Below are 20,974 nucleotides of genomic sequence, written 5' to 3'. Positions count from 1 at the left end.
TCGTTGTGAATATCCCGGTCGGCACCGCGGTGCCCCACACGCTCGAGTCGCGCACGCGCGACCGGGTGCTGCGGGTCATCGGGGAGCGCGGCCCTGTCACGGCCACGGCGCTGGCCGACGAGCTCGGCCTCACGGTGCCGGCGGTGCGTCGCCACCTCGACAACCTCGGCGAGTCGCACCTCATCGAGGAGCGCGAGGCAGCGAGCTCCACGAGCCGCGGACGCGGTCGTCCCGCACGTGCCTACGTCCTCAGCGAGGGCGGCCACCAGTCGCTCGAGTCCGACTACGACCACCTCGCCACGGAGGCCCTTCGCTTCCTCTCGACGGAGGCGGGTGACGACGCGGTCCGCCGCTTCGCCGAGTCCCGCGTCGGGGAGCTCGAGGAGCGGTATGCCGTCGAGCTGGCTGCCGCCGGTCCCGACACCGAGGCGCGGGTCCAGACCCTCGTCGCCGCGCTCACGCGCGACGGCTTCGCCGCCTCCGCCCGCCCCGTCGGTGCCCCCCGCGGGACCGCAGGCGGCAGCGCGACCGGGCTGTCCGGCATACAGCTGTGTCAGGGGCACTGCCCCGTCCAGCACGTCGCCCGGGAATTTCCCCAGTTCTGTGACGCTGAAACCGACGCGTTCTCGCGGCTGCTCGGCGTCCACGTCCAACGTCTCGCAACCCTGGCGCAGGGCGACCACGTGTGCACGACGTTCGTCCCCACCAAGCCTGAGCCTTCAACAGAAAGGTCTTCGCGATGAGCACCATCGAGGAGCTGAACCCGGGTCTGAAGGACCTGGGCCGCTACGAGTACGGCTGGGCCGACAGCGACAGCGCAGGCGCCACCGCCCGCCGCGGGCTCAACGAGGACGTCGTCCTCGACATCTCGCGGCGCAAGAGCGAGCCGCAGTGGATGGAGGACCTGCGCCTGAAGTCGCTGCGCCTCTTCGGCAAGAAGCCCATGCCGACGTGGGGGAGCGACCTCACCGGCATCGACTTCCAGAACATCAAGTACTTCGTGAAGTCGACCGAGAAGCAGGCGACCTCGTGGGAGGACCTGCCCGAGGACATCAAGGCGACCTACGACCGCCTCGGGATCCCCGAGGCCGAGAAGCAGCGCCTCGTCGCCGGTGTCGCCGCGCAGTACGAGTCCGAGGTCGTCTACCACCAGATCCGCGAGGACCTGGAGGAGAAGGGCGTCATCTTCGTCGACACCGACACGGGCCTGCGCGAGCACGAGGACCTCTTCCGCGAGTACTTCGCCTCGGTCATCCCCGCCGGTGACAACAAGTTCGCCGCGCTCAACACCGCGGTGTGGTCGGGTGGCTCGTTCATCTACGTCCCGCCGGGCGTCCACGTCGACATCCCGCTCCAGGCCTACTTCCGGATCAACACCGAGAACATGGGTCAGTTCGAGCGGACGCTCATCATCGCCGACGAGGGCTCCTACGTGCACTACGTCGAGGGCTGCACCGCGCCGATCTACCAGTCGGACTCGCTGCACTCCGCCGTGGTCGAGATCGTCGTCAAGAAGAACGCCCGCGTCCGTTACACGACGATCCAGAACTGGTCGAACAACGTCTACAACCTCGTCACCAAGCGCGCGACCTGCGCCGAGGGCGCGACGATGGAGTGGATCGACGGCAACATCGGCTCCAAGGTGACGATGAAGTACCCCGCCGTCTTCCTCATGGGCGAGCACGCCAAGGGCGAGACCCTCTCCGTCGCCTTCGCCGGCGAGGGCCAGCACCAGGACGCCGGCTCGAAGATGGTCCACGCCGCCCCCAACACGAGCTCGACGATCGTGTCGAAGTCGGTCGCCCGTGGCGGCGGCCGCACGTCCTACCGCGGCCTCGTCCAGATCATGGAGGGCGCGCACGGCTCGAAGTCGAGCGTCGTCTGCGACGCGCTGCTCGTCGACACGATCAGCCGCTCCGACACCTACCCCTACGTCGACATCCGCGAGGACGACGTGACGATGGGCCACGAGGCCACCGTCTCCAAGGTGTCCGAGGACCAGATGTTCTACCTCATGTCCCGAGGCATGTCCGAGACCGAGGCGATGGCGATGATCGTGCGCGGCTTCGTCGAGCCGATCGCCAAGGAGCTCCCGATGGAGTACGCCCTCGAGCTCAACCGCCTCATCGAGCTCCAGATGGAAGGAGCCGTCGGCTGATGGCACCCCACGAAGTTCTCCGTTCCTTCGTCACTTCGATACTTCGCGAGGACCCCACCAGATGAGCCTTCTGGCCCAGAAGAACCCCGCCGCCGAGGCGCACACCGACTCGGCCGCTGCCTTCGTCCCCGACCAGTCCCGCGGCGAGCGGACCACCTCGTATGCCGTGTCGGACTTCCCGGTCCCGTCCGGTCGCGAGGAGGAGTGGCGCTTCACCCCCGTCGACCGTCTCCAGGCGCTCTTCGCCGAGACGTCCGGCACCCCGCTGCGCCGAGAGGAGTCACTGCCCGAGGGCGTGACCCTCTCCAGCCTCTCCCGTGAGGAGTGGCAGCGCAGCGGTGCGCCGAAGCCCGCCGACCGCGCCGCCGTCGTGGCCGTCGACCGGGCCGAGTCGGTCACCGTCCTCGACGTGCCCGCGGAGGCCCAGCTCACCGATCCGGTGCGACTCCTCCTCACCGGTGACGGCGCCCTGTCCCACGCGCACACGCTGGTCCGTGTCGGACCGTTCGCCAAGGCGACCATCGTGCTCCGGCACGAGGGCGACGCCCAGTACTCCGAGCTGCTGTCGGTCGTCGTCGGCGACGGGGCGGACGTCACGGTCGTCACGGTCCAGGAGTGGGACGACACCGCCCTCCACCTCGGCCAGCACGACGTCGTCGTCGGTCGTGACGCCACGGTGCGCCACATCGCCGTGACTCTCGGCGGCGGCATCGTGCGGATCAACACCAACGCGTCCTATGCCGGTCCCGGCGGGTCGTTCGAGGCGCTCGGCGTCTACTTCGCCGACGCCGGCCAGCACCAGGAGCACCGCCTCTTCGTCGACCACGAGGCGCCGCACTGCCGCTCCAACGTCGAGTACAAGGGCGCACTGCAGGGCGACTCCGCCCACACCGTCTGGGTGGGCGACGTCCTCATCCGTGCGGCAGCCGAGGGCACCGACACCTATGAGCTCAACCGCAACCTCATCCTCACCGACGGGGCGCGCGCCGACTCGGTGCCGAACCTCGAGATCGAGACCGGTGAGATCGCCGGTGCGGGCCACGCCTCGGCGACCGGCCGGTTCGACGACCAGCAGCTGTTCTACCTGCAGGCCCGCGGCATCGACGAGGACACCGCGAGGCGACTCGTCGTCCGCGGCTTCTTCGCCTCGATCGTCGGCCGGATCGGCGTCCCCGAGGTCGAGGAGCACCTCATGGCGGCGATCGACCGCGAGCTGGAGGGCACGGCGTGAGCGAGACCACCACGTCCGCGAGTACTGCGCCCTTCGTTCGCGTCTGCTCGCTCGACGAGCTGCCCACCGTCGGAGCGGCCGCGGCCGACATCTCCGGCCGCATCGTCGCGATCGTCCGTACCGCCGAGGGTGAGGTCCACGCCGTCGACGACACGTGCAGCCACGCCAACGTCTCGCTCTCCGAGGGCGAGCTCGACGGCTGCACCCTCGAGTGCTGGCTGCACGGCTCACGCTTCGACATCCGCACCGGCGACCCGTCGGGTCCCCCCGCCACGGCGCCCATCGCCGTCCACACCGTCAAGATCGAGGGCGACGACGTCTACGTCGCCCTGAACCAGGAGAACTGATTCATGAGCACGCTTGAGATCAAGGACCTTCACGTCACCGTCGAGACCGACCAGGGCACCAAGGAGATCCTCCGTGGCGTCACCCTGACCATCAACTCCGGTGAGACGCACGCGATCATGGGCCCGAACGGCTCCGGCAAGTCCACGCTCGCCTACTCGATCGCCGGCCACCCCAAGTACACGATCACGAGCGGCACCGTCACCCTCGACGGCGAGGACGTCCTCGCGATGAGCGTCGACGAGCGGGCCCGCGCCGGTCTCTTCCTCGCGATGCAGTACCCCGTCGAGGTCCCCGGCGTGACCGTGAGCAACTTCCTGCGGACCGCCAAGACCGCCATCGACGGCGAGGCTCCCAAGCTCCGCACCTGGGTCAAGGACCTCAAGCAGTCCATGGCCGACCTCAAGATGGATCCCGCCGTCTCCGAGCGCGGCGTCAACGAGGGCTTCTCGGGCGGCGAGAAGAAGCGCCACGAGATCCTCCAGATGGAGCTGCTCAAGCCCAAGATCGCCATCCTCGACGAGACCGACTCCGGCCTCGACGTGGACGCGCTGCGCATCGTCTCCGAGGGCGTCAACCGCGCCAAGGAGTCCACCGGGTCCGGCGTCCTGCTCATCACGCACTACACGCGGATCCTGCGCTACATCAAGCCCGACTTCGTCCACGTCTTCGTCGACGGCCGGATCGCCGAGGAAGGTGGCCCCGAGCTGGCCGACCGCCTCGAGGCCGAGGGCTACGACCGCTTCCAGGTGCCGGCGACGCCCGCAGCCCCCGCGAACGCCTGACCGGAACCATCGACACCACTGGGACCCCTGCCATGACAGCGACGCCGTTCACCGCCGAGGAGGTCGCCCGGATCCGGGCCGACTTCCCGATCCTGGCGCGCACCGTGCGCGACGGTGCGCCGCTCGTCTACCTCGACTCCGGCGCGACCTCGCACAAGCCGGTGCAGGTCCTCGACGCCGAGCGCGACTTCTACGAGCGCCTCAACTCCGCACCTCACCGCGGGGCGCACGCGCTCTCGGAGGAGGCGACGGCGGCATACGAGGGGGCGCGCGAGCGCATTGCGGCCTTCATCGGTGCGCAGGCCCAGGACGTCGTCTTCACCAAGAACGCGACGGAGGCGCTCAACCTCGCCGCCTACGCGTTCTCGAACAGCCCGCACCCCGGCATCCCGGGCAGCGAGCGGTTCGCGCTCGGCGAGGGCGACGAGGTGCTCGTCACCGAGATGGAGCACCACGCCAACCTCGTGCCGTGGCAGGAGCTCTGCCGGCGCACCGGCGCGACCCTGCGCTGGATCCCCGTCACCGACGAGGGCCGGCTCGACCTGTCCGGGCTCGACGAGCTGCTCACCGAACGGACCAAGGTCGTCGCTTTCGTGCACGCCTCCAACGTCCTCGGCACGGTCAACCCGGTCGCCGAGATCGTCGCCCGTGCTCGCGAGGTCGGCGCGCTCGTCGTCCTCGACGCGTGCCAGTCGGTGCCGCACCTCGGCGTCGACGTCACCGAGCTCGACGTCGACCTCCTCGCCTTCTCGGGCCACAAGATGTTCGGCCCGAGCGGCATCGGCGTGCTCTGGGGCCGGCGCGGGCTGCTCGAGGCGATGCCGCCGTTCCTCACCGGCGGGTCGATGATCGAGACCGTGCGGATGGAGGGCAGCACCTACGCCCCGCCGCCCCAGCGCTTCGAGGCCGGTGTACCGATGACCGCGCAGGCGATCGGCCTCGCCGCCGCGGTGGACTACATCGAGTCCATCGGCGGGGTCGACCGGATTCACGCGCACGAGCTGGCGCTCACCGAGCGGCTGCTCGCGGGGCTCGCGGCACGCTCGTGGGTCACCGTCGTGGGGCCGTCGGACCTCGAGGCTCGTGGCGGCACGGTCGCGTTCGTCGTCGACGGCGTGCACGCGCACGACGTCGGCCAGGTGCTCGACGGCTCGGGCGTCGCCGTCCGCGTCGGCCACCACTGCGCGTGGCCGCTGCACCGCCGCTTCAGGGTCGCGGCGACGACGCGGGCGAGCTTCGCGGCATACAACACCGTCGAGGAGGTCGAGGCGCTGCTCACCGCGCTCGACACCGTGCCGCAGATCTTCGGGATGGCCGGCTGATGGACCTCTACCAGCAGCTCATCCTCGAGCATTCCAAGAACCCCCAGCACGCCGGTCTCCGCGACCCCTACGAGGCAGAGGTGCACCACGTCAACCCGACCTGCGGCGACGAGGTGACCTTGCGCGTGCACGTCGAGGACACCCCCGACGGTCCCGTCGTGCGCGACGTGTCCTACGACGCCCTCGGCTGCTCGATCAGCATGGCGTCGACGTCGATCCTCGCCGAGGAGACCGTCGGTCACCCGCTCGCCGAGGCGCTGCAGACCTACGAGGCCATGAAGGCCATGCTCACCTCCAAGGGTGAGGACCCCGGAGACGAGGAGGTCATCGGCGACGGCGTCGCCCTGGCCGGCGTCGCCAGGTACCCCGCCCGCGTCAAGTGCGCCCTCCTCGGATGGATGGCGTTCACCGATGCGTTGCACCAGTCCGGACACCCCACCGAGTCCGAGCGAAGCCCACTGAACGAAGGAACGTCATGAGCGAGACCACCGCACCGGCCAACGTGGCCGACGTCGAGGAGGCCATGCGCGACGTCGTCGACCCCGAGCTCGGCATCAACGTCGTCGACCTCGGCCTCGTCTACGGCATCACCGTCGACGGCCAGAACCACGCCGTCATCGACATGACCCTGACGTCGGCGGCGTGCCCGCTCACCGACGTCATCGAGGACCAGACCGCGCAGTCCCTCGAAGGGCTCGTGTCGTCCTACCGCGTCAACTGGGTCTGGATGCCGCCGTGGGGCCCCGACAAGATCACCGACGACGGTCGCGAGCAGCTGCGCGCCCTCGGCTTCAACATCTGACCAAGGCAACGACCCGAGTGGGCCGTGTAGTGGACGTCGCGCCCGAGCGGTATGCCGCGTGGCGCGAGCGCTTCGACACCGCCAACCCCGACGGCCCCCAGCGGGTCGTCGGGGTCTCGCGTCTGCAGGCGCGCCACCTCGCCGTCGTGCTCGTCAGGCGAGGTGGGTATGCCGTGGCGCACGTCGACGGGACCGCTCTCGTCACGCACAAGGTGGGGACCCGCCACGTCCAGTCGCGCACGGCCGCCGGCGGGTGGTCGCAGCAGCGGTTCGCCCGGCGCCGGGGCAACCAGGCCGACGAGCTGGTCCGAGCGGTCGTCGAGCACACCCTGAGAGTCGTGCCGGACGGCATACCGGAGGCCTTGGTCGTCGGGGGAGACAGGGCGCTGGTACGCGAGGTCCTGGCCGACCCGCGGCTGGCGTGGCTGCGCGAGCTGCCGCGGCGGGAGTTCCATGACATCGGCGACCCGCGACGAGCGGTCCTCGACGACGTCGTGCGCCGCGCGGTGGCCGTGCAGGTCACCATCGACGACGGGCCCTGACGGGTCGGTCGGCGGACAGAATGGGGCCATGGCCTCCTACACCGTGAACCGCAGGGCCGTGCGCCACTGCCGTGACCTCATCGCCGCGGGCAAGGTCGTCCTCGACAGCGACTGGGGGCGGGTGCAGCCCGACGCGGACATGCAGAACGCGTTCCTCGAGGAGCACGACTGGCCCGACTACGCCGCGTGGCACCTCGGATTGACCGAAGGCGCCAACGACGAGACCAAGGCCCGGCACGCGTTCGTCATGGGCGACTTCGACAAGGTCCACCGCAGCGCGCTCATCGCGTGCGTCTACCGCGCCTCGGAGTGGCGGCACAAGAAGGTCGAGCTCGCCGCCCACCGGCTCCTCCAGGAGCTCGACAAGAAGTACCCCGAGGGCAACTGAGGCCCAGCGCTCGGAGTCTCAGCGGCCGGAGGGTCAGCGGCGGGGCGAGCCGAGGCGCAGCTCGTTGCGGAAGCGCCACAGGAGACCCAGCTTCGCCCGTGGTCCCGGGTTCGTGGCCATCGTCCGGAACAGCTCCTCGGTGCGCTGGGCGGGCGTGACCGTCCACGTGGCGCGGCAGCGGTCCGGGCCGGCGTTCCACATGCCGTGCGCGGTCCGCGGCGGGACGTCGAGCACGTCCCCGGCCCGCAGGAGACGCTCGTCGCCCTCGAGGACGACCGTGAGCTCGCCCTCGAGCACCTCGAAGTGCTCGCGCTGGCTGGGGTGCCAGTGGGTCGGGGGAGGGGTGCCCGGCAGCCACTCGCACTCGAGCTCCAGGGCGCCGGGGGCCGAGGAGAGAACCGTGAGCGTCTGTCGAGGCCCGAGGCGGATCGTGTCGCTCGCACCGGCGGGCCCGGTCATCGGCTCAGCTGACGCGGTCGACGTTGAAGGTGTTGCACTTGTTGAGGTCGCCGGTCTTGTAGCCCTGGAGGAACCAGCGCTGGCGTGCCTCGGCGCTGCCGTGGGTCCACGACTCGGGGTTGACCTGCCCTTGGGTCTTCTCCTGGATCCGGTCGTCACCGACGGCGGCCGCGGCCGACAGCGCGCTCTTGATGTCGGTCTCGGTGAGCTCCTTGAGGTAGGGCTTGCCGCTCGGACCGTTGGTGCTCGAGGCGCTCTTGGCCCAGACGCCGGCGAGGCAGTCGGCCATGAGCTCGATCCGGACGCCGCCGCTGTTGGGGCCCTGCGGGTCCTGCTGGGCCCGGCCGAGCAGGCCGAGCTGGTCCTGGAGGGCGTGGCCGTACTCGTGGGCGACGACGTACTCCTGCGCGAGCGCACCCTCGTCAGCACCGAACTGCTCGCTGAGGATCGAGAAGAAGTCGGCGTCGATGTAGACCTTCTGGTCCAGCGGGCAGTAGAAGGGGCCCACCTGGTTGCTCGCCGTGCCGCACTGCGACTGGGTCGAGCCGGTGTAGAGGACGGTCTTCGTCGGCTGCCACTGCTTCTGGTAGCGGGGCAGCTCCTCGGTCCAGAAGGCCTGGACCGAGTTGACGGTGCCGATGACGCGGCACTGCACGTCCGCATTCGCGTCGGCGCCGGTCTTGCACTTCTCGAAGTCCTGGCCGCTCGCCGACGTGCCGTCGACCTGCTGGTCGCTGCTGCTGCCGCCGCCTCCGCCGGTGGGGAGGTCCGACGGGTTGATGCCGAAGATCAGGGCGATGATGAGCATGATGATGCCGCCGAGGCCGCCGCCGACGACGAGACCCCCGGGGGCCCCACCGCCACCTCCCGACTCCACCTGCGAGGTGTCGAGACCGACGTCGTCGTTGAAGCTCATCCAGGCCTCCCAGCTGTGGCGTTTTCCGTGCGGAGCACGGCGCCACCTAGACTAAACGGCGAAGGGCCCGCGGTGCGGAAGCGGAGCGCCCTCACTCATCTCCCACCCCGACGAAGGACTCCCGTGCTCACTGCTGCCTCCATCGAGCTGCGCGCGGGGTCCCGTCTCCTCGTCGACGGCGCGACGTTCCGCGTCGCCGCCGGCGACCGGATCGGCCTCGTCGGGCGCAACGGCGCCGGCAAGACCACCCTCACCAAGGTGCTCGCCGGCGTCGGGCAGCCCGCCGCCGGGACCGTGCAGTCGACCGGCGAGGTGGGCTACCTGCCGCAGGACCCGCGCACCGGCGACCTCCACGTCACCGCTCGCGACCGCATCCTGTCCGCGAGAGGCCTCGACCGCATCGTGCGCGAGCTGCGTGCCGCCGAGAAGGCGATGGCGGAGGAGACCGGAGAGCGGCTCGAGCGCGCCATGCGTCGCTATGCGCGCCTCGACGCGGAGTTCCAGGCCGCCGGCGGGTATGCCGCGGAGTCCGAGGCCGCGTCGATCGCCTCGGCGCTCTCGCTCGAGGAGCGACACCTCGAGCAGACGCTCGCGACCCTGTCGGGCGGACAGCGCCGCCGCATCGAGCTGTCCCGGATCCTCTTCTCCGGCGCCGAGACCCTGCTCCTCGACGAGCCGACCAACCACCTCGACGCCGACTCGATCGTCTGGCTGCGCGACCACCTCAAGGGCTACAAGGGCGGCCTCATCGTCATCTCGCACGATGTCGACCTGCTCGACGCCGTCGTCAACAAGGTCTTCCACCTCGACGCGAACCGGGCCGAGCTCGACATCTACAACCTCGGCTGGAAGGCCTATCTCCAGCAGCGCGAGACCGACGAGCGCCGACGCAAGCGCGAGCGGCTCAACGCCGAGAAGAAGGCCTCGGTCCTCATGGCCCAGGCCGACAAGATGCGCGCCAAGGCGACCAAGACCGTCGCCGCCCAGAACATGGCGCGACGGGCAGAGCGGCTCCTCTCCGGGCTCGAGACCGAGCGGGCGCAGGACCGCGTGGCCAAGCTGCGCTTCCCCGACCCGTCCCCGTGCGGGCGCACCCCGCTGCGCGCGAGCGGCCTGTCGCGCTCCTACGGCTCGCTCGAGATCTTCACCGACGTCGACCTCGCGATCGACCGCGGCTCGCGGGTCGTCGTCCTCGGGCTCAACGGTGCGGGCAAGACGACGCTGCTGCGGATGCTCGCCGGCGTCGACGCCCCGGACACCGGGCAGGTCGAGCCCGGGCACGGGCTCAAGATCGGCTACTACGCCCAGGAGCACGAGAACCTCGAGGTCGACCGCACCGTCCTCGACAACATGAAGTCGGCCGCCCCCGACCTCGGCGAGACCGAGGTGCGCAAGGTCCTCGGATCGTTCCTCTTCAGCGGCGACGACGTCGAGAAGCCCGCCGGTGTGCTCTCCGGCGGCGAGAAGACCCGGCTCTCGCTTGCACTCCTCGTCGTGTCGTCGGCCAACGTCCTGCTGCTCGATGAGCCGACCAACAACCTCGACCCGGCCTCGCGTGAGGAGATCCTGGGCGCGCTGCGGACCTACAAGGGCGCTGTCGTCCTCGTGACGCACGACGAGGGAGCCGTCGACGCCCTCGAGCCCGAGCGGATCCTCCTCCTGCCCGACGGGGTCGAGGACCTGTGGGGACCGGACTACAAGGACCTTGTCACCCTCGCCTGAGAGGCTGGAGGAGGTGCGGACGGAATCCACCGGGAGCCGTCGAGGTTTGACCTCACGTGCACCTGAGGATCGAGGATCGACACATGGGACGAGCTGACACGATGGCGGCCACGGCATGAGCATGGCCGGCTGGCAGGCCATCCACAGCCTGAGCAAGGACGCGAGCGTGCGCTCCAGGGAGCTCGCTCCCGGCACCGCTCGACGCGTCCTGTCCTACGCGCGCCCCTACCGCGGCCTCATCGCCGGCTTCCTGGCGCTCGTCGTCGTCGACGCGGCCCTCATCGTGGCCACCCCGCTCATCCTCAAGAGCCTCATCGACGACGGGATCTATCCCAAGGACTCCGACCTCGTCGTGCGCCTCTCGATCCTCGTCGCGGCGATCGCGGTGGTGAGCGCGGTCGTCACCCTCGTCTCGCGCTGGCTCTCCGCCCGGATCGGCGAGGGGCTCATCGTCGACCTGCGCACGCAGGTCTTCGGGCACGTCATGCGCCAGCCGATCGCGTTCTTCACGCGAGCCCAGACCGGTGCCCTCGTCTCGCGCCTCAACAACGACGTCATCGGCGCCCAGCAGGCGTTCACGTCGGTGCTGTCGAGCGTCGTGAGCAACGCCGTCTCGCTCGCGCTCATCATCGGCGCCATGCTCGTCCTCTCGTGGCAGCTCACGCTCGCCTCGCTCGTCCTCGTGCCGCTGTTCCTCCTGCCGGCCCGGAGCATGGGCCGGCGCCTCGCGGGCCTCGCGCACGAGCAGATGGGCCTCAACGCCGACCTCGGCACCCGGATGACCGAGCGCTTCAACGTCGCGGGCGCGCTCCTCGTCAAGATCTACGGCAACCCGGTCGTCGAGGACCGCGAGTACTCCGACCGGGCGTCCCGGGTGCGCGACATCGGCGTCCGGATCGCCGTCAACCGGTCCGTCTTCTTCGTCGGTCTCACGCTCGTCGCGGCCCTGGCCACCGCCCTCGTCTATGGCTTCGGCGGTCTCATGGCCGTCGAGGGCGCGCTCACCGTGGGTACCCTCCTCGCCCTGACGGCGCTGCTCGCGCGGCTCTACGGCCCACTGACGACGATCTCCAACGCCCGCGTCGACGTCATGACCGCGCTCGTGTCCTTCGAGCGGGTCTTCGAGGTCCTCGACCTCGAGCCGCTCGTCGCGGAGGCGCCGGACGCCACCCCCGTTCCGGCAGGGCCCGTCCGCGTCGACCTCGACCACGTCGGCTTCGCCTACCCCGCGGCCGACGAGATCTCGCTCAGCTCGCTCGAGGCGACGGCGACGGGGGACCGAGAGGCCGGGTCGGTCGTCCTCGAGGACATCGACGCGACCATCGAACCGGGTCAGCTCGTCGCGCTCGTCGGCCCGAGCGGTGCCGGCAAGTCGACGCTCACCTCGCTCGTGGCACGGCTCTACGACCCCACGAGCGGCGCCGTGCGCATCAACGGCGCCGACCTGCGCACCGTGACGCTCGAGTCGCTGCGCGACACGGTGAGCGTCGTGACGCAGGAGGCGCACCTCTTCCACGACACCATCCGCGCCAACCTCCTGTATGCCGCACCGTCGGCCACCGATGCCGAGCTCGAGGCCGCCCTGCGTGCCGCCCGCGTGTGGACCCTCGTCGAGCGCCTGCCCTCCGGCCTGGACACGGTCGTCGGCGACCGCGGACACCGCCTCAGCGGTGGGGAGAAGCAGCGCATCGCCATCGCCCGGCTCCTGCTCAAGGGACCCAGGCTCGTGGTGCTCGACGAGGCGACCGCGCACCTCGACAGCGAGAGCGAGGTCGCCGTGCAGCGCGCCCTCGACGCCGCCCTCGAGGGCCGGACCGCGCTCGTCATCGCCCACCGCCTCTCGACGGTGCGCCATGCGGACGTCATCCTCGTCCTCGACGGCGGGCGGATCGTCGAACGCGGCACGCACAGCGAGCTGCTCGCGGCCGGCGGACTCTACGCCGACCTCTACACCACGCAGTTCGCGGACACTCCCGCAGTCACGACGGTGCCCCGCGCGTAGTCAGTTCGGGCCATCGGGCTGGTCCCCCCGACGGCAGTGACTAGTCCCTTCTAGGCAACCCTCGGGATTTTCCGACGGTGGTTACCCATGAGTCATAAGCATGGGCACGGATGCACCACCCGTGCATGCACTCTGACACCCGGAGGGGACCACCACATGACTCAGGACGCCACTCGCTCGATCACCAGCACAGCCCTCGGGCTGGCTCTGGTCGGGGGTGTCGCCGCCACCATCGCCATGGCGGGGGCGGCCCAGGCCGACTCGAAGGCGAAGGTCACCATCTGCCACGCGACCGGCGCCGAGGACAAATGGGTCGTCATCACCGTCGACGCCCAGTCGATCCTCGACGGCAAGGGCCAGGCGGGCAGCGGACGCAACGTCATCCCGCCGTTCCTGCACACGGACGGCAAGGGCGAGAACCCGGTGTCCTACCCGGGGCTCAACTGGCACGACAACTGGGAGACCGACGGCCGCGGTGTGCCGACCGGCGACGTCGCCCCTGTCGACTGCCTCGGCGCGGAGACCGGCACCGAGCCGACGCCCACCGCCACCCCGACGGTGACGCCCAGCGTGGCCCCGACGGCCAGCCCCGAGGTCACCCCCACGGACGAGGCCAGCACCACCCCGTCGGCGACGCCCAGCGTCACCGAGACGGGTGGGCCGGAGGTCACCCCGACGCCGTCGGTCACCGAGACGGGTGGCCCGGAGGTCACCCCGACGCCGACGGTCACCGAGACGGGTGGCCCGGAGGTCACCCCGACGCCGACGGTCACCGAGACGGGTGGGCCGGAGGTCACCCCGACGCCGTCGGTCACCGAGACGGGTGGCCCGGAGGTCACCCCGACGCCGACGGTCACCGAGACGGGTGGCCCGGAGGTCACCCCGACGCCGACGGTCACCGAGACGGGTGGCCCGGAGGTCACTCCGACGCCGACGGTCACCGAGACGGGTGGCCCGGAGGTCACCCCGACGCCGACGGTGACGATCCCCACGCCGACGGTCACCGAGACCGGTGGTCCGGAGGTCACTCCGACCCCGACGGTCACCGAGACCGGTGGCCCGGAGGTCACCCCGACGCCGACGGTGTCCGAGACCGGTGGCCCGGAGGTCACCCCGACCCCGACGGTCACCGAGACCGCGACGCCGACCCCGGACATCACCGAGACTCCCTCGGTGCCCGTGCCCGGCGGTGAGCCCGAGGTGCAGCCCACCGGACCGGTCGTCGAGACCGACCTCGTGTCGGCGCCAGGCCCGCAGTCGGTGCTCGTCGGAGGCGGCTCGGCCCTGGCCCTGCTCGGCGCTGGTGCGACCCTCCTCGGCGCTCGACGAGGACGGCAGCTCCCCTGATGTCCGGACGCCCTCTCGTTGTCGGGGGCGTCGCCGCCCTGGTGGTGGGCGGACTCCTCCTCGTGCTCGGGCTCGGCCCGGAGCGGGGAGGGGCGGAGCCCACCACCGCCTCCTCGGTCACCCGGGTCGTCGCGCAGGGAACCAGGACCTCTCCCTCCCCGGTCCCGCGCGCGACCACGACGGCCCCGGCCCTCGGCACGACCGAGGGCCGGCCACTGCCCGAAGCCGGCTCGATGCCGAGGACTGTCGCGTCGACGGCCCTGCCGCCCGCGGTGTCGGGACTGCGGCTCGAGGTGCCCTCGATCGGACTCGACCTTGCCGTGAAGGCTGGTGGAGTGAGCGCGTCGGGACGCATCGTGCCGCCCGCCGGCCGTGCGACGTGGGTCCGGGGGTTCGGCCGGGTCGAGCCCGGCGCCGTCGGCACCGCCGTTGTGGCGGGCCACGTCTCGGCCTACGGCAAGCGTGACGTCTTCGCCGACCTGTCCTCGGTGCGCGTCGGCCACGAGCTGCTCGTGCGGTCCGGCTCCGACGTGCGCACCTACGCGGTGACGCGGGTACGCGTCGTGGACAAGGCCGACCTCACCCGCGACGCGGAGGTGTGGGGCGAGAACGGCTCGCAGCGAAGGCTCGTCCTCATCACGTGCGACGACGACCTCGGCTTCCGCAAGGACGGCCACCGGGTCGCCAACTACGTCGTCGTCGCCGAGGCGACCTGATCCGGTGTTCCCCGCCACCGACGTCGAGCCGACGGCTCAGTAGTCCTCCTCGTCCCAGATCCGGACCTTCTTGGGCTTGACGGGCCGGTCGAGGTCCTCCTCGCGCAGCTCACGGCGGATGCCCAGCCAGATGAGCAGCAGGCCGACCGGCATCGAGAGCCACCACTGGAACGCGTAGGCCTGGTGCGGGCCCAGGCTGCGGTCCGGGCGCTCGAGCGGCTGGGGCCGCGCCGGTGTCGAACCATCCGCCGCCCGCTCGCTGTCGAGGACGACGTAGCCGTCGAGGACGTCGCGACCCCAGGCCGACTCGACATCGGGCAGGCTGATGTTCGCCACCTGACCCTCGGGCAGGGTCTTGCGCTGGGTGGTCTCGAGCGGACGCACCCACCCCACGACCGAGATCTCGCCGGAGGGGGCATCCGGGACCTCGGGCCGTACGGATGCGCCGCGCTCGGAGTTGGGCACCCAGCCGCGGTCGACGACGACGGTCCGGCCGTCGTCGAGGACGAGGGGAGCGAGGACCTCGTAGCCGAAGACGTTGTTGTTGGGCCGGTTGCGGACGAGGAGCTGCTCACCGTCGTAACGCCCCACTGCGCTCACTCGTGTCCAGTCGTCCTCGGCCCGGTCGACCGGCTCGTCGCCGAGCACCGTGGTCGCGGGAACGGGGTCAGCCCGGTAGTGGGCGTCGAGCAGGGCGTTGCGCTCGACCTTGAACTCGTGCCGGCCGTACTGCCAGTGACCGAGCTGGTAGGCGCCGACGGCATACAGCGCGGCGAGTGCCAGTGCGCCCAGCCAGCGAGGGGTGAGCAGACGCCGGAGCACGCGAGTCACGCTACCCGGCATACGCTGAGGGCATGTCCGCCGCCCCGCACACCGCACGCCTCGCGGACCGTCACGGTCGCGTCGCGCGGGACCTGCGGGTCTCGGTCACCGACCGGTGCAACCTCCGCTGCCGCTACTGCATGCCGGCCGAGGGTCTGCCGTGGCTCGCCAAGCCCGAGATGCTCACCGACGACGAGCTCGTCCGGCTGGTGGGGATCTTCGTCCAGCTCGGGGTCGAGCAGGTGCGGCTCACCGGCGGCGAGCCGCTGCTGCGCCGCTCGCTCGTCGACCTCGTCGGGCGGATCGCCGATCTCGAGCCACGCCCGCGCATCGCGATGACGACCAACGGCGTCGGTCTCGACCGCCTCGCCGCACCGCTGGCGGCCGCCGGTCTCGACCGCGTCAACGTCAGCCTCGACACGGTCGACCCGGCCGAGTTCGCGGCGCTCACCCGCCGGAACCGGCTCGCCGACGTCGAGGCGGGTCTCGTGGCGGCACGCGAGGCGGGCCTGACACCGGTCAAGGTCAACGCGGTCGCCATGAGGGGGGTCAACGACACGTCGGTGGCCGACCTGCTCGCCTGGTGCCTCGAGCGTGGCTACGAGCTGCGCTTCATCGAGCAGATGCCCCTCGACGCGCAGCACGGCTGGGACGCCTCGACGATGATCTCGTCGGAGGAGCTCCGCGAGCGGCTCTCCGAGAGGTTCGCCATCACCCCGCTGCCGGCCGCGGAGCGGGGGAGCGCCCCGGCCGAGCGGTTCCTCGTCGACGGTGGACCCGCGACGGTCGGGATCGTCGCCAGCGTCACCGCGCCCTTCTGCGGGGCCTGCGACCGGACCAGGCTCACGGCCGACGGTCAGGTGCGCAACTGCCTCTTCTCGCAGCGCGAGACCGACCTGCGTGGGCCGATGCGCGAGGGAGCGAGCGACGCCGAGCTCGCCGACCTCATCACCGGCGAGATGTGGCGCAAGGCCAAGGGGCACGGGATCGGCAGCGAGGGCTTCGTCCAGCCGCTGCGTCCCATGAGCGCCATCGGCGGCTGACCGGGCGGCCGCTCAGCCGGCGTCGGCGGGGATCTCGTCGACCGGCACGGTCTCGCGGAGGAAGCCGCGCAGCGAGAGGAAGTCGCCGAGGGTGACGCGGTGCTCGTCGCAGGCCAGCCACACCTTGCGGCGCTCGGCGGTGTGGAGCTTGGGGTTGTTCCAGAGCAGGGCCCACGCCGCCTCCAGACGGCACCCCTTGGCGCTGCAGGTCACGAGTCGATCTGGCGACGGTGGGGGTCGCGCGGGGTGACGGGGGCGAGCCGGCCGGCCGCGCGCGGCGAGCGCGCGTTGGCGAAGACGACGGCGATGTAGGGGAGGACGACCGCGAGGGCCACGCACGTCCAGCGCACCCACCCGGAGGTGAGGAAGGCGAGGACGAAGCAGGCGGTGCGAATCCCCATCGTCACGAGGTACTGCTTCATCCGGGCGTTGAGGTCGTCGGCCGCCTTGCGGGGCGCAGTCGTCACCGACTGGACGCTCGGGTCGGGTCGACGGGCCGTGCTCACCACCTCACTCTACGTCCGCTTCCTGAGTGCCTCCCGCGCCGTGGACGCCCGGTCGAGGCGATGCGGGCTACCCATCGGTAGTCCACTAGCGTCGTGCGCCATGAGCCACGCACGCAACGTCCTCGTCACCGGGGGCAACCGAGGGATCGGTCTGGCGATCGCCAAGGCCTTCGCCGACGCCGGGGACTCCGTCATCGTGACGAGCCGCAACGGGCAGGCGCCCGACGGCCTGCGCGCGGTGACCTGCGACGTCACCGACACCGCCTCCGTGGACGCGGCGTTCACCGCGGCGGAGGAGGTCTTCGGCGGCCCGGTGCAGGTGCTCGTGGCCAACGCCGGCATCACCAAGGACGGCCTGCTCATGCGGATGAGCGACGAGGACTTCGACGCCGTCATCGACACCAACCTCGCCGGCACCTTCCGCTGCGTGCGGCGGGCGAGCACCGGGATGATCAAGGCCCGCGGTGGGCGCATCATCCTCATCTCGAGCGTCGTCGGCCTCTACGGCGGTCCGGGCCAGACCAACTACGCCGCGAGCAAGGCCGCGCTCGTGGGCCTCGCGCGCTCGGTGACCCGCGAGCTCGGTGGTCGTGGCATCACCGCCAACGTCGTCGCACCCGGGTTCATCGAGACCGACATGACCGCCGCGCTGCCGGAGGAGACGCAGAAGACCTACAAGGCCGGCATACCGGCGGGACGGTTCGCGCAGGCGAGCGAGGTCGCCGCCGTCGTCCGCTTCCTTGCGTCCGACGACGCCGCCTACGTCACCGGGGCGGTCATCCCCGTCGACGGCGGCCTCGGCATGGGCCACTGACCACCTCCACCCCCACCTCACCCAGGAGAACGACACCGATGCTGCTCGAGGGCAAGAAGCTGCTCATCACGGGAGTCCTCATGGACTCCTCGATCGCCTTCCACGTCGCCAAGCTGGCGCAGGAGCAGGGCGCCGAGGTCGTGCTCACGTCCTTCGGGCGGACGATGAAGATCACGTCGACGATCGCCAAGCGGCTGCCGACCACGCCGCCGGTGGTCGAGCTCGACGTCACCGACACCGAGCACCTCGATACCCTCGCGGAGCGGCTGCGTGAGCACGTCGACGGGCTCGACGGCGTGCTGCACTCGATCGGCTTCGCGCCGCAGGGCGCCTTCAACTTCCTCGAGGGGACCTTCGAGGACGTGTCGACGGCGATGCACGCCTCGGCCTACTCGCTCAAGTCGCTCGCCGTCGCCGCGCTGCCGCTCATGTCGCCCGGCTCGTCCGTGGTCGGCCTGACGTTCGACGCGAAGTTCGCCTGGCCGGTCTACGACTGGATGGGCGTCGCGAAGGCGGCGTTCGAGTCGACGAACCGCTACCTCGCCCGCGACCTCGGTCCGAAGGGCGTGCGCTGCAACCTCGTCGCCGCCGGGCCGATCCGCACGACCGCCGCGAAGTCGATCCCGGGGTTCCAGACCTTCGAGGACTCGTGGGACGAGCGGGCACCGCTGGGCTGGGACGTCAACGACGCCGTGCCCGCCGCGAAGGCCTGCGCGGCCCTGCTGTCGGACTGGTTCCCCGCGACGACGGGCGAGATCGTCCACGTCGACGGTGGCGTCCACGCGATGGGCATCTGAGCCCAGGAGGACAACTAGGCTCGCCGGGTGACCAGCGACCTGCACGCCGCCCCTGCCGTGACCGCGACCGAGGTCCGGGTCCTCGAGGGGCCCAACCTCTACTTCCCGAGGCCGGCGGTCAAGGTCACGCTCGACCTCACGGCATACGTCGACGCCGACCGAGAGACGCTCGCCGGTGTCGCGCGCACAGCGGGACTCGGGGGCGCCCAGGTGGGCGACCCGCACACCGAGCAGCGGCAGCGGGTCGTCGCGCGGCTGGCGGAGCGGGCCGTCCGGCAGGTGTCCCGCGCATCGGGCACGAGCCGGCTCGGCGTGCGGTCGCGACCCGGCACGGAGCTCTCGGTCGTCGTCGTGTCGTTCGTGTGGCGCCGGCGCGGCTCCGCGCAGGCGCTCGGGGAGTCCGTGGCACCGGTGCTCGAGGCGTGGCTGCGCGGTGACGACGTCATCGAGCAGCAGGCCGAGCTCGTCCGGTCGGCCCCGGACGGACCGCCGCCGCGCATCGTCACGCCTCGGATCCCCGTCGCCTCGGTGACCGGCACGAACGGCAAGACGTCGACGACCCGTCTGCTCGCCCACATCGCCATGACGGCGGGCAAGCACACGGCATGGAGCTCGACCGACGGCGTCGTCGACCACGGCGAGATGCTCGAGCCCGGCGACTTCTCGGGGCCCGCCGGTGCGCGCGGTGTGCTCGGCGCGCCCGGTGTCGAGATAGGCATCCTCGAGACGGCGCGCGGAGGCATGCTGCTCAAGGGGCTCGGGGTGTCCCACAACGACGTCTCCGTCGTCACCAACGTCTCGGCCGACCACCTCGGCCTGCACGGCGTCGACACCGTCGACCAGCTCGCCGAGGTCAAGGCGATCATCACCCGCGCCACGCGCCCGGAGGGGTGGACGGTCCTCAACGGCGACGACCCCCGCGTCTGGGCGATGCGCACCGGCTCGCCGGCGAAGCCGTGGGTCTTCACGCTCGACCCCAACTCACCGGCGATCCGCGAGGCCCTCGGAGCCGGCGGCCGGGCGATCACCGTGCTCGACGACCACGTCACCGTCCTGAGCGACTCGGGTATGCCGGACCGTCTCGTCCCGATCGTCGACGTCCCGATGACGATCAGCGGCCTCTCGCGGCACAACGTCGCCAACGTCCTCGCCGCGGCTGCGGCGGCGCTCGGGCTGGGCATCGACCGGGCCGCCGTGGTCGAAGGGCTGCGCTCGTTCCGGCCCGACGCGTCGCTCAACCCGGGGCGCATGAACACCTACACCGCGAAGGCGGGACTGGGCGGCGACTGCACGGTCGTCGTCGACCTTGCGCACAACGAGGCCGGCCTCGACGCCCTCATGGACGTCGCCGAGGGTCTCGTCGCGCCCGGCTCGCGGATCCATCTCGGTCTCGGCGCGGCCGGTGACCGCACCGACGAGATCCTCGAGAACCTGGGCGAGATCGCCGGGCACCGGGCCGACCACGTCGTCGCGGCGCACAAGGCGCACTACCTGCGCGGTCGGTCGATGGAGGAGCTCGAGTCCCACCTGCGTGTGGGGCTGCAGCGCGCCGGCGTCGCCGACATCGCGTCCTACACGACCGAGCTGGCCGGGCTCCAGGCGCTCGTCGAGGCGGCGCACGACGGTGACGTCGTCGCGATCATGTGCCACGCCGAGAGGCAGGCGATCTACGACTGGCTCGCCGAGGTCGGCGCGGTCGCCGACGACGCGGCCGACATCCGCCGCAAGGTCATCGCCTCCCGTGGTGAGCACGAGGCCGAGGAGGCCATCGCCGAGCTGTGGGCCGATGAGGACGCGCATCGTCGCATCGAGACCGGGGCGGCACTGCACGCGAGCTACCCGGGCGACGCCCGGATCACCTACGAGTACGCCGGAACCTTCGACTCCGCCGGGCAGGAGCAGCGGGCGGTCGAGCTCTACCGTGAGGCGCTCGACGCCGGCCTGCGCGAGCCCTACCGCCACCGGGCCGTCATCCAGCTCGCGTCGTCGCTGCGCAATGTCGGCGAGCACGAGGAGGCGGTGCGCCTGCTCGACGAGCTCGCCGCCGACCGGCCCGAGTCCGTCGGCATCGCCGCCTTCCGCGCCCTCGCCCTGCACTCGGCGGGCCGGTCCGCCGACGCGCTCGGCGGGCTGCTGTCGGCCGTCGCGCAGGCCAGCACCGACGAGGACGTGCTGCGCTACCGACGCTCGCTCACGGCATACGCGAAGGAGCTGGAGCAGGGCGTGAGGTGACGACCGACCCGCACCTGCTGGGAGG

General features: G+C 71.2%; 23 protein-coding genes. 18 read left to right on the top strand and 5 right to left on the bottom strand.

All coding sequences use genetic code 11. The features are described 5' to 3' along the window. The first annotated feature begins 5 nt into the window (after positions 1-5). The 10 genes from ACOJV7_RS12920 (at position 6) to ACOJV7_RS12875 (ending at position 7,573) form a co-directional block, all read left to right on the top strand. Complete coding sequence (locus ACOJV7_RS12920; RefSeq protein WP_420190615.1) at positions 6-743, top strand: helix-turn-helix transcriptional regulator; 738 nt, start codon at positions 6-8, stop codon at positions 741-743. Next, entirely contained in the window at positions 740-2,158 is a 1,419-nt protein-coding gene (gene sufB, locus ACOJV7_RS12915; protein WP_420190614.1) for a Fe-S cluster assembly protein SufB, read from the top strand. Before ACOJV7_RS12920 ends, sufB begins: the two co-directional genes overlap by 4 nt. A gap of 61 nt (positions 2,159-2,219) precedes the next feature. Further along, on the top strand, positions 2,220-3,389 hold the full coding sequence (sufD, locus tag ACOJV7_RS12910) for a Fe-S cluster assembly protein SufD (protein WP_420190613.1): 1,170 nt from the start codon (positions 2,220-2,222) through the stop codon (positions 3,387-3,389). Further along, positions 3,386-3,736, top strand: a complete 351-nt coding sequence (locus tag ACOJV7_RS12905; protein WP_420190612.1) for a non-heme iron oxygenase ferredoxin subunit — start codon at positions 3,386-3,388, stop codon at positions 3,734-3,736. Before sufD ends, ACOJV7_RS12905 begins: the two co-directional genes overlap by 4 nt. Before the next feature lie 3 nt (positions 3,737-3,739). After that, positions 3,740-4,519 (top strand): Fe-S cluster assembly ATPase SufC, encoded by a 780-nt coding sequence (sufC, locus tag ACOJV7_RS12900; protein ID WP_420190611.1) that lies wholly within the window; start codon positions 3,740-3,742, stop codon positions 4,517-4,519. Between the two features lie 32 nt (positions 4,520-4,551). Then, complete coding sequence (locus ACOJV7_RS12895) at positions 4,552-5,841, top strand: cysteine desulfurase (protein ID WP_420190610.1); 1,290 nt, start codon at positions 4,552-4,554, stop codon at positions 5,839-5,841. Next, positions 5,841-6,320, top strand: coding sequence for a Fe-S cluster assembly sulfur transfer protein SufU (sufU, locus tag ACOJV7_RS12890; protein WP_420190609.1), 480 nt, complete (start codon positions 5,841-5,843; stop codon positions 6,318-6,320). The genes ACOJV7_RS12895 and sufU overlap by 1 nt, the downstream gene beginning before the upstream one ends. Next, on the top strand, positions 6,317-6,643 hold the full coding sequence (locus ACOJV7_RS12885) for a metal-sulfur cluster assembly factor (RefSeq protein WP_035949715.1): 327 nt from the start codon (positions 6,317-6,319) through the stop codon (positions 6,641-6,643). The genes sufU and ACOJV7_RS12885 overlap by 4 nt, the downstream gene beginning before the upstream one ends. 29 nt (positions 6,644-6,672) lie before the next feature. After that, positions 6,673-7,185, top strand: a complete 513-nt coding sequence (locus ACOJV7_RS12880) for an acVLRF1 family peptidyl-tRNA hydrolase (RefSeq protein WP_420190608.1) — start codon at positions 6,673-6,675, stop codon at positions 7,183-7,185. A 28-nt stretch (positions 7,186-7,213) separates the two neighbouring features. Beyond that, a complete protein-coding gene (locus ACOJV7_RS12875) occupies positions 7,214-7,573 on the top strand; it encodes a hypothetical protein (protein ID WP_420190607.1) in 360 nt (119 codons plus the stop codon). Between the two features lie 33 nt (positions 7,574-7,606). On the opposite strand, the gene ACOJV7_RS12870 is transcribed toward ACOJV7_RS12875, so the two are convergent. Together ACOJV7_RS12870 and ypfJ are read right to left on the bottom strand one after the other, a co-directional pair. Then, on the bottom strand, positions 7,607-8,032 hold the full coding sequence (locus tag ACOJV7_RS12870; protein ID WP_420190606.1) for a cupin domain-containing protein: 426 nt from the start codon (positions 8,030-8,032) through the stop codon (positions 7,607-7,609). A 4-nt stretch (positions 8,033-8,036) separates the two neighbouring features. Beyond that, a complete protein-coding gene (ypfJ, locus tag ACOJV7_RS12865; RefSeq protein ID WP_420190605.1) occupies positions 8,037-8,948 on the bottom strand; it encodes a KPN_02809 family neutral zinc metallopeptidase in 912 nt (303 codons plus the stop codon). Positions 8,949-9,071: 123 nt separating this feature from the next. On the opposite strand from ypfJ, the gene ACOJV7_RS12860 reads away from it, so the two are divergent. The 4 genes from ACOJV7_RS12860 (at position 9,072) to ACOJV7_RS12845 (ending at position 14,735) form a co-directional block, all read left to right on the top strand. Beyond that, on the top strand, positions 9,072-10,670 hold the full coding sequence (locus ACOJV7_RS12860) for an ABC-F family ATP-binding cassette domain-containing protein (protein ID WP_420190604.1): 1,599 nt from the start codon (positions 9,072-9,074) through the stop codon (positions 10,668-10,670). Between the two features lie 115 nt (positions 10,671-10,785). Continuing rightward, positions 10,786-12,672 carry an ABC transporter ATP-binding protein gene (locus tag ACOJV7_RS12855; protein ID WP_420190603.1) on the top strand — a complete coding sequence of 629 codons (1,887 nt, stop codon included), beginning with the start codon at positions 10,786-10,788 and terminating at the stop codon, positions 12,670-12,672. Positions 12,673-12,828: 156 nt separating this feature from the next. Then, entirely contained in the window at positions 12,829-14,019 is a 1,191-nt protein-coding gene (locus ACOJV7_RS12850) for a hypothetical protein (RefSeq protein WP_420190602.1), read from the top strand. After that, positions 14,019-14,735, top strand: a complete 717-nt coding sequence (locus tag ACOJV7_RS12845) for a class F sortase (protein ID WP_420190601.1) — start codon at positions 14,019-14,021, stop codon at positions 14,733-14,735. The genes ACOJV7_RS12850 and ACOJV7_RS12845 overlap by 1 nt, the downstream gene beginning before the upstream one ends. A 36-nt stretch (positions 14,736-14,771) precedes the next feature. Here ACOJV7_RS12845 and ACOJV7_RS12840 read toward each other — a convergent pair whose 3' ends face one another. Beyond that, complete coding sequence (locus ACOJV7_RS12840; protein ID WP_420190600.1) at positions 14,772-15,557, bottom strand: SURF1 family cytochrome oxidase biogenesis protein; 786 nt, start codon at positions 15,555-15,557, stop codon at positions 14,772-14,774. Between the two features lie 32 nt (positions 15,558-15,589). Here ACOJV7_RS12840 and moaA point away from each other — a divergent pair, with 32 nt between their 5' ends. Continuing rightward, positions 15,590-16,600 carry a GTP 3',8-cyclase MoaA gene (moaA, locus tag ACOJV7_RS12835; protein WP_420190599.1) on the top strand — a complete coding sequence of 337 codons (1,011 nt, stop codon included), beginning with the start codon at positions 15,590-15,592 and terminating at the stop codon, positions 16,598-16,600. A 12-nt stretch (positions 16,601-16,612) separates the two neighbouring features. Here the strand turns inward: moaA and ACOJV7_RS12830 are convergent, their stop codons facing one another. Together ACOJV7_RS12830 and ACOJV7_RS12825 are read right to left on the bottom strand one after the other, a co-directional pair. Further along, entirely contained in the window at positions 16,613-16,813 is a 201-nt protein-coding gene (locus tag ACOJV7_RS12830; RefSeq protein ID WP_420190598.1) for a hypothetical protein, read from the bottom strand. Further along, entirely contained in the window at positions 16,810-17,106 is a 297-nt protein-coding gene (locus ACOJV7_RS12825) for a DUF3099 domain-containing protein (protein ID WP_420190597.1), read from the bottom strand. The genes ACOJV7_RS12830 and ACOJV7_RS12825 overlap by 4 nt, the downstream gene beginning before the upstream one ends. A 100-nt stretch (positions 17,107-17,206) precedes the next feature. Between ACOJV7_RS12825 and fabG the strand changes: the two genes are divergently transcribed. From fabG to ACOJV7_RS12810, 3 genes are read left to right on the top strand one after another with little or no spacing between them, the layout of a single operon-like run. Continuing rightward, positions 17,207-17,920: a 3-oxoacyl-ACP reductase FabG gene (fabG, locus tag ACOJV7_RS12820; protein WP_420190596.1), complete on the top strand. Its 714-nt coding sequence runs from the start codon at positions 17,207-17,209 to the stop codon at positions 17,918-17,920. Between the two features lie 38 nt (positions 17,921-17,958). Beyond that, positions 17,959-18,717, top strand: coding sequence for an enoyl-ACP reductase FabI (gene fabI, locus ACOJV7_RS12815; RefSeq protein ID WP_035949736.1), 759 nt, complete (start codon positions 17,959-17,961; stop codon positions 18,715-18,717). Positions 18,718-18,744: 27 nt separating this feature from the next. Further along, a complete protein-coding gene (locus ACOJV7_RS12810; protein ID WP_420190595.1) occupies positions 18,745-20,949 on the top strand; it encodes a tetratricopeptide repeat protein in 2,205 nt (734 codons plus the stop codon). Positions 20,950-20,974 lie beyond the last annotated feature (25 nt).

Origin of the sequence: Knoellia tibetensis, assembly GCF_048606415.1 — a bacterium.
Classification (GTDB): Bacteria; Actinomycetota; Actinomycetes; order Actinomycetales; family Dermatophilaceae; genus Knoellia; species Knoellia tibetensis.
This window is presented reverse-complemented; position numbering and strand designations above follow the sequence as displayed.

Excerpts from the sequence above, each read along its gene's own strand:
- sufB (WP_420190614.1), top strand. The coding sequence starts at position 740 with ATGAGCACCATCGAGGAGCTGAACCCGGGTCTGAAGGACCTGGGCCGC.
- sufD (WP_420190613.1), top strand. The coding sequence starts at position 2,220 with ATGAGCCTTCTGGCCCAGAAGAACCCCGCCGCCGAGGCGCACACCGAC.
- sufC (WP_420190611.1), top strand. The coding sequence starts at position 3,740 with ATGAGCACGCTTGAGATCAAGGACCTTCACGTCACCGTCGAGACCGAC.
- ACOJV7_RS12895 (WP_420190610.1), top strand. The coding sequence starts at position 4,552 with ATGACAGCGACGCCGTTCACCGCCGAGGAGGTCGCCCGGATCCGGGCC.
- sufU (WP_420190609.1), top strand. The coding sequence starts at position 5,841 with ATGGACCTCTACCAGCAGCTCATCCTCGAGCATTCCAAGAACCCCCAG.
- ACOJV7_RS12885 (WP_035949715.1), top strand. The coding sequence starts at position 6,317 with ATGAGCGAGACCACCGCACCGGCCAACGTGGCCGACGTCGAGGAGGCC.
- ACOJV7_RS12875 (WP_420190607.1), top strand. The coding sequence starts at position 7,214 with ATGGCCTCCTACACCGTGAACCGCAGGGCCGTGCGCCACTGCCGTGAC.
- ACOJV7_RS12870 (WP_420190606.1), bottom strand. The coding sequence starts at position 8,032 with ATGACCGGGCCCGCCGGTGCGAGCGACACGATCCGCCTCGGGCCTCGA.
- ypfJ (WP_420190605.1), bottom strand. The coding sequence starts at position 8,948 with ATGAGCTTCAACGACGACGTCGGTCTCGACACCTCGCAGGTGGAGTCG.
- ACOJV7_RS12855 (WP_420190603.1), top strand. The coding sequence starts at position 10,786 with ATGAGCATGGCCGGCTGGCAGGCCATCCACAGCCTGAGCAAGGACGCG.
- ACOJV7_RS12850 (WP_420190602.1), top strand. The coding sequence starts at position 12,829 with ATGACTCAGGACGCCACTCGCTCGATCACCAGCACAGCCCTCGGGCTG.
- ACOJV7_RS12845 (WP_420190601.1), top strand. The coding sequence starts at position 14,019 with ATGTCCGGACGCCCTCTCGTTGTCGGGGGCGTCGCCGCCCTGGTGGTG.
- moaA (WP_420190599.1), top strand. The coding sequence starts at position 15,590 with ATGTCCGCCGCCCCGCACACCGCACGCCTCGCGGACCGTCACGGTCGC.
- fabG (WP_420190596.1), top strand. The coding sequence starts at position 17,207 with ATGAGCCACGCACGCAACGTCCTCGTCACCGGGGGCAACCGAGGGATC.
- fabI (WP_035949736.1), top strand. The coding sequence starts at position 17,959 with ATGCTGCTCGAGGGCAAGAAGCTGCTCATCACGGGAGTCCTCATGGAC.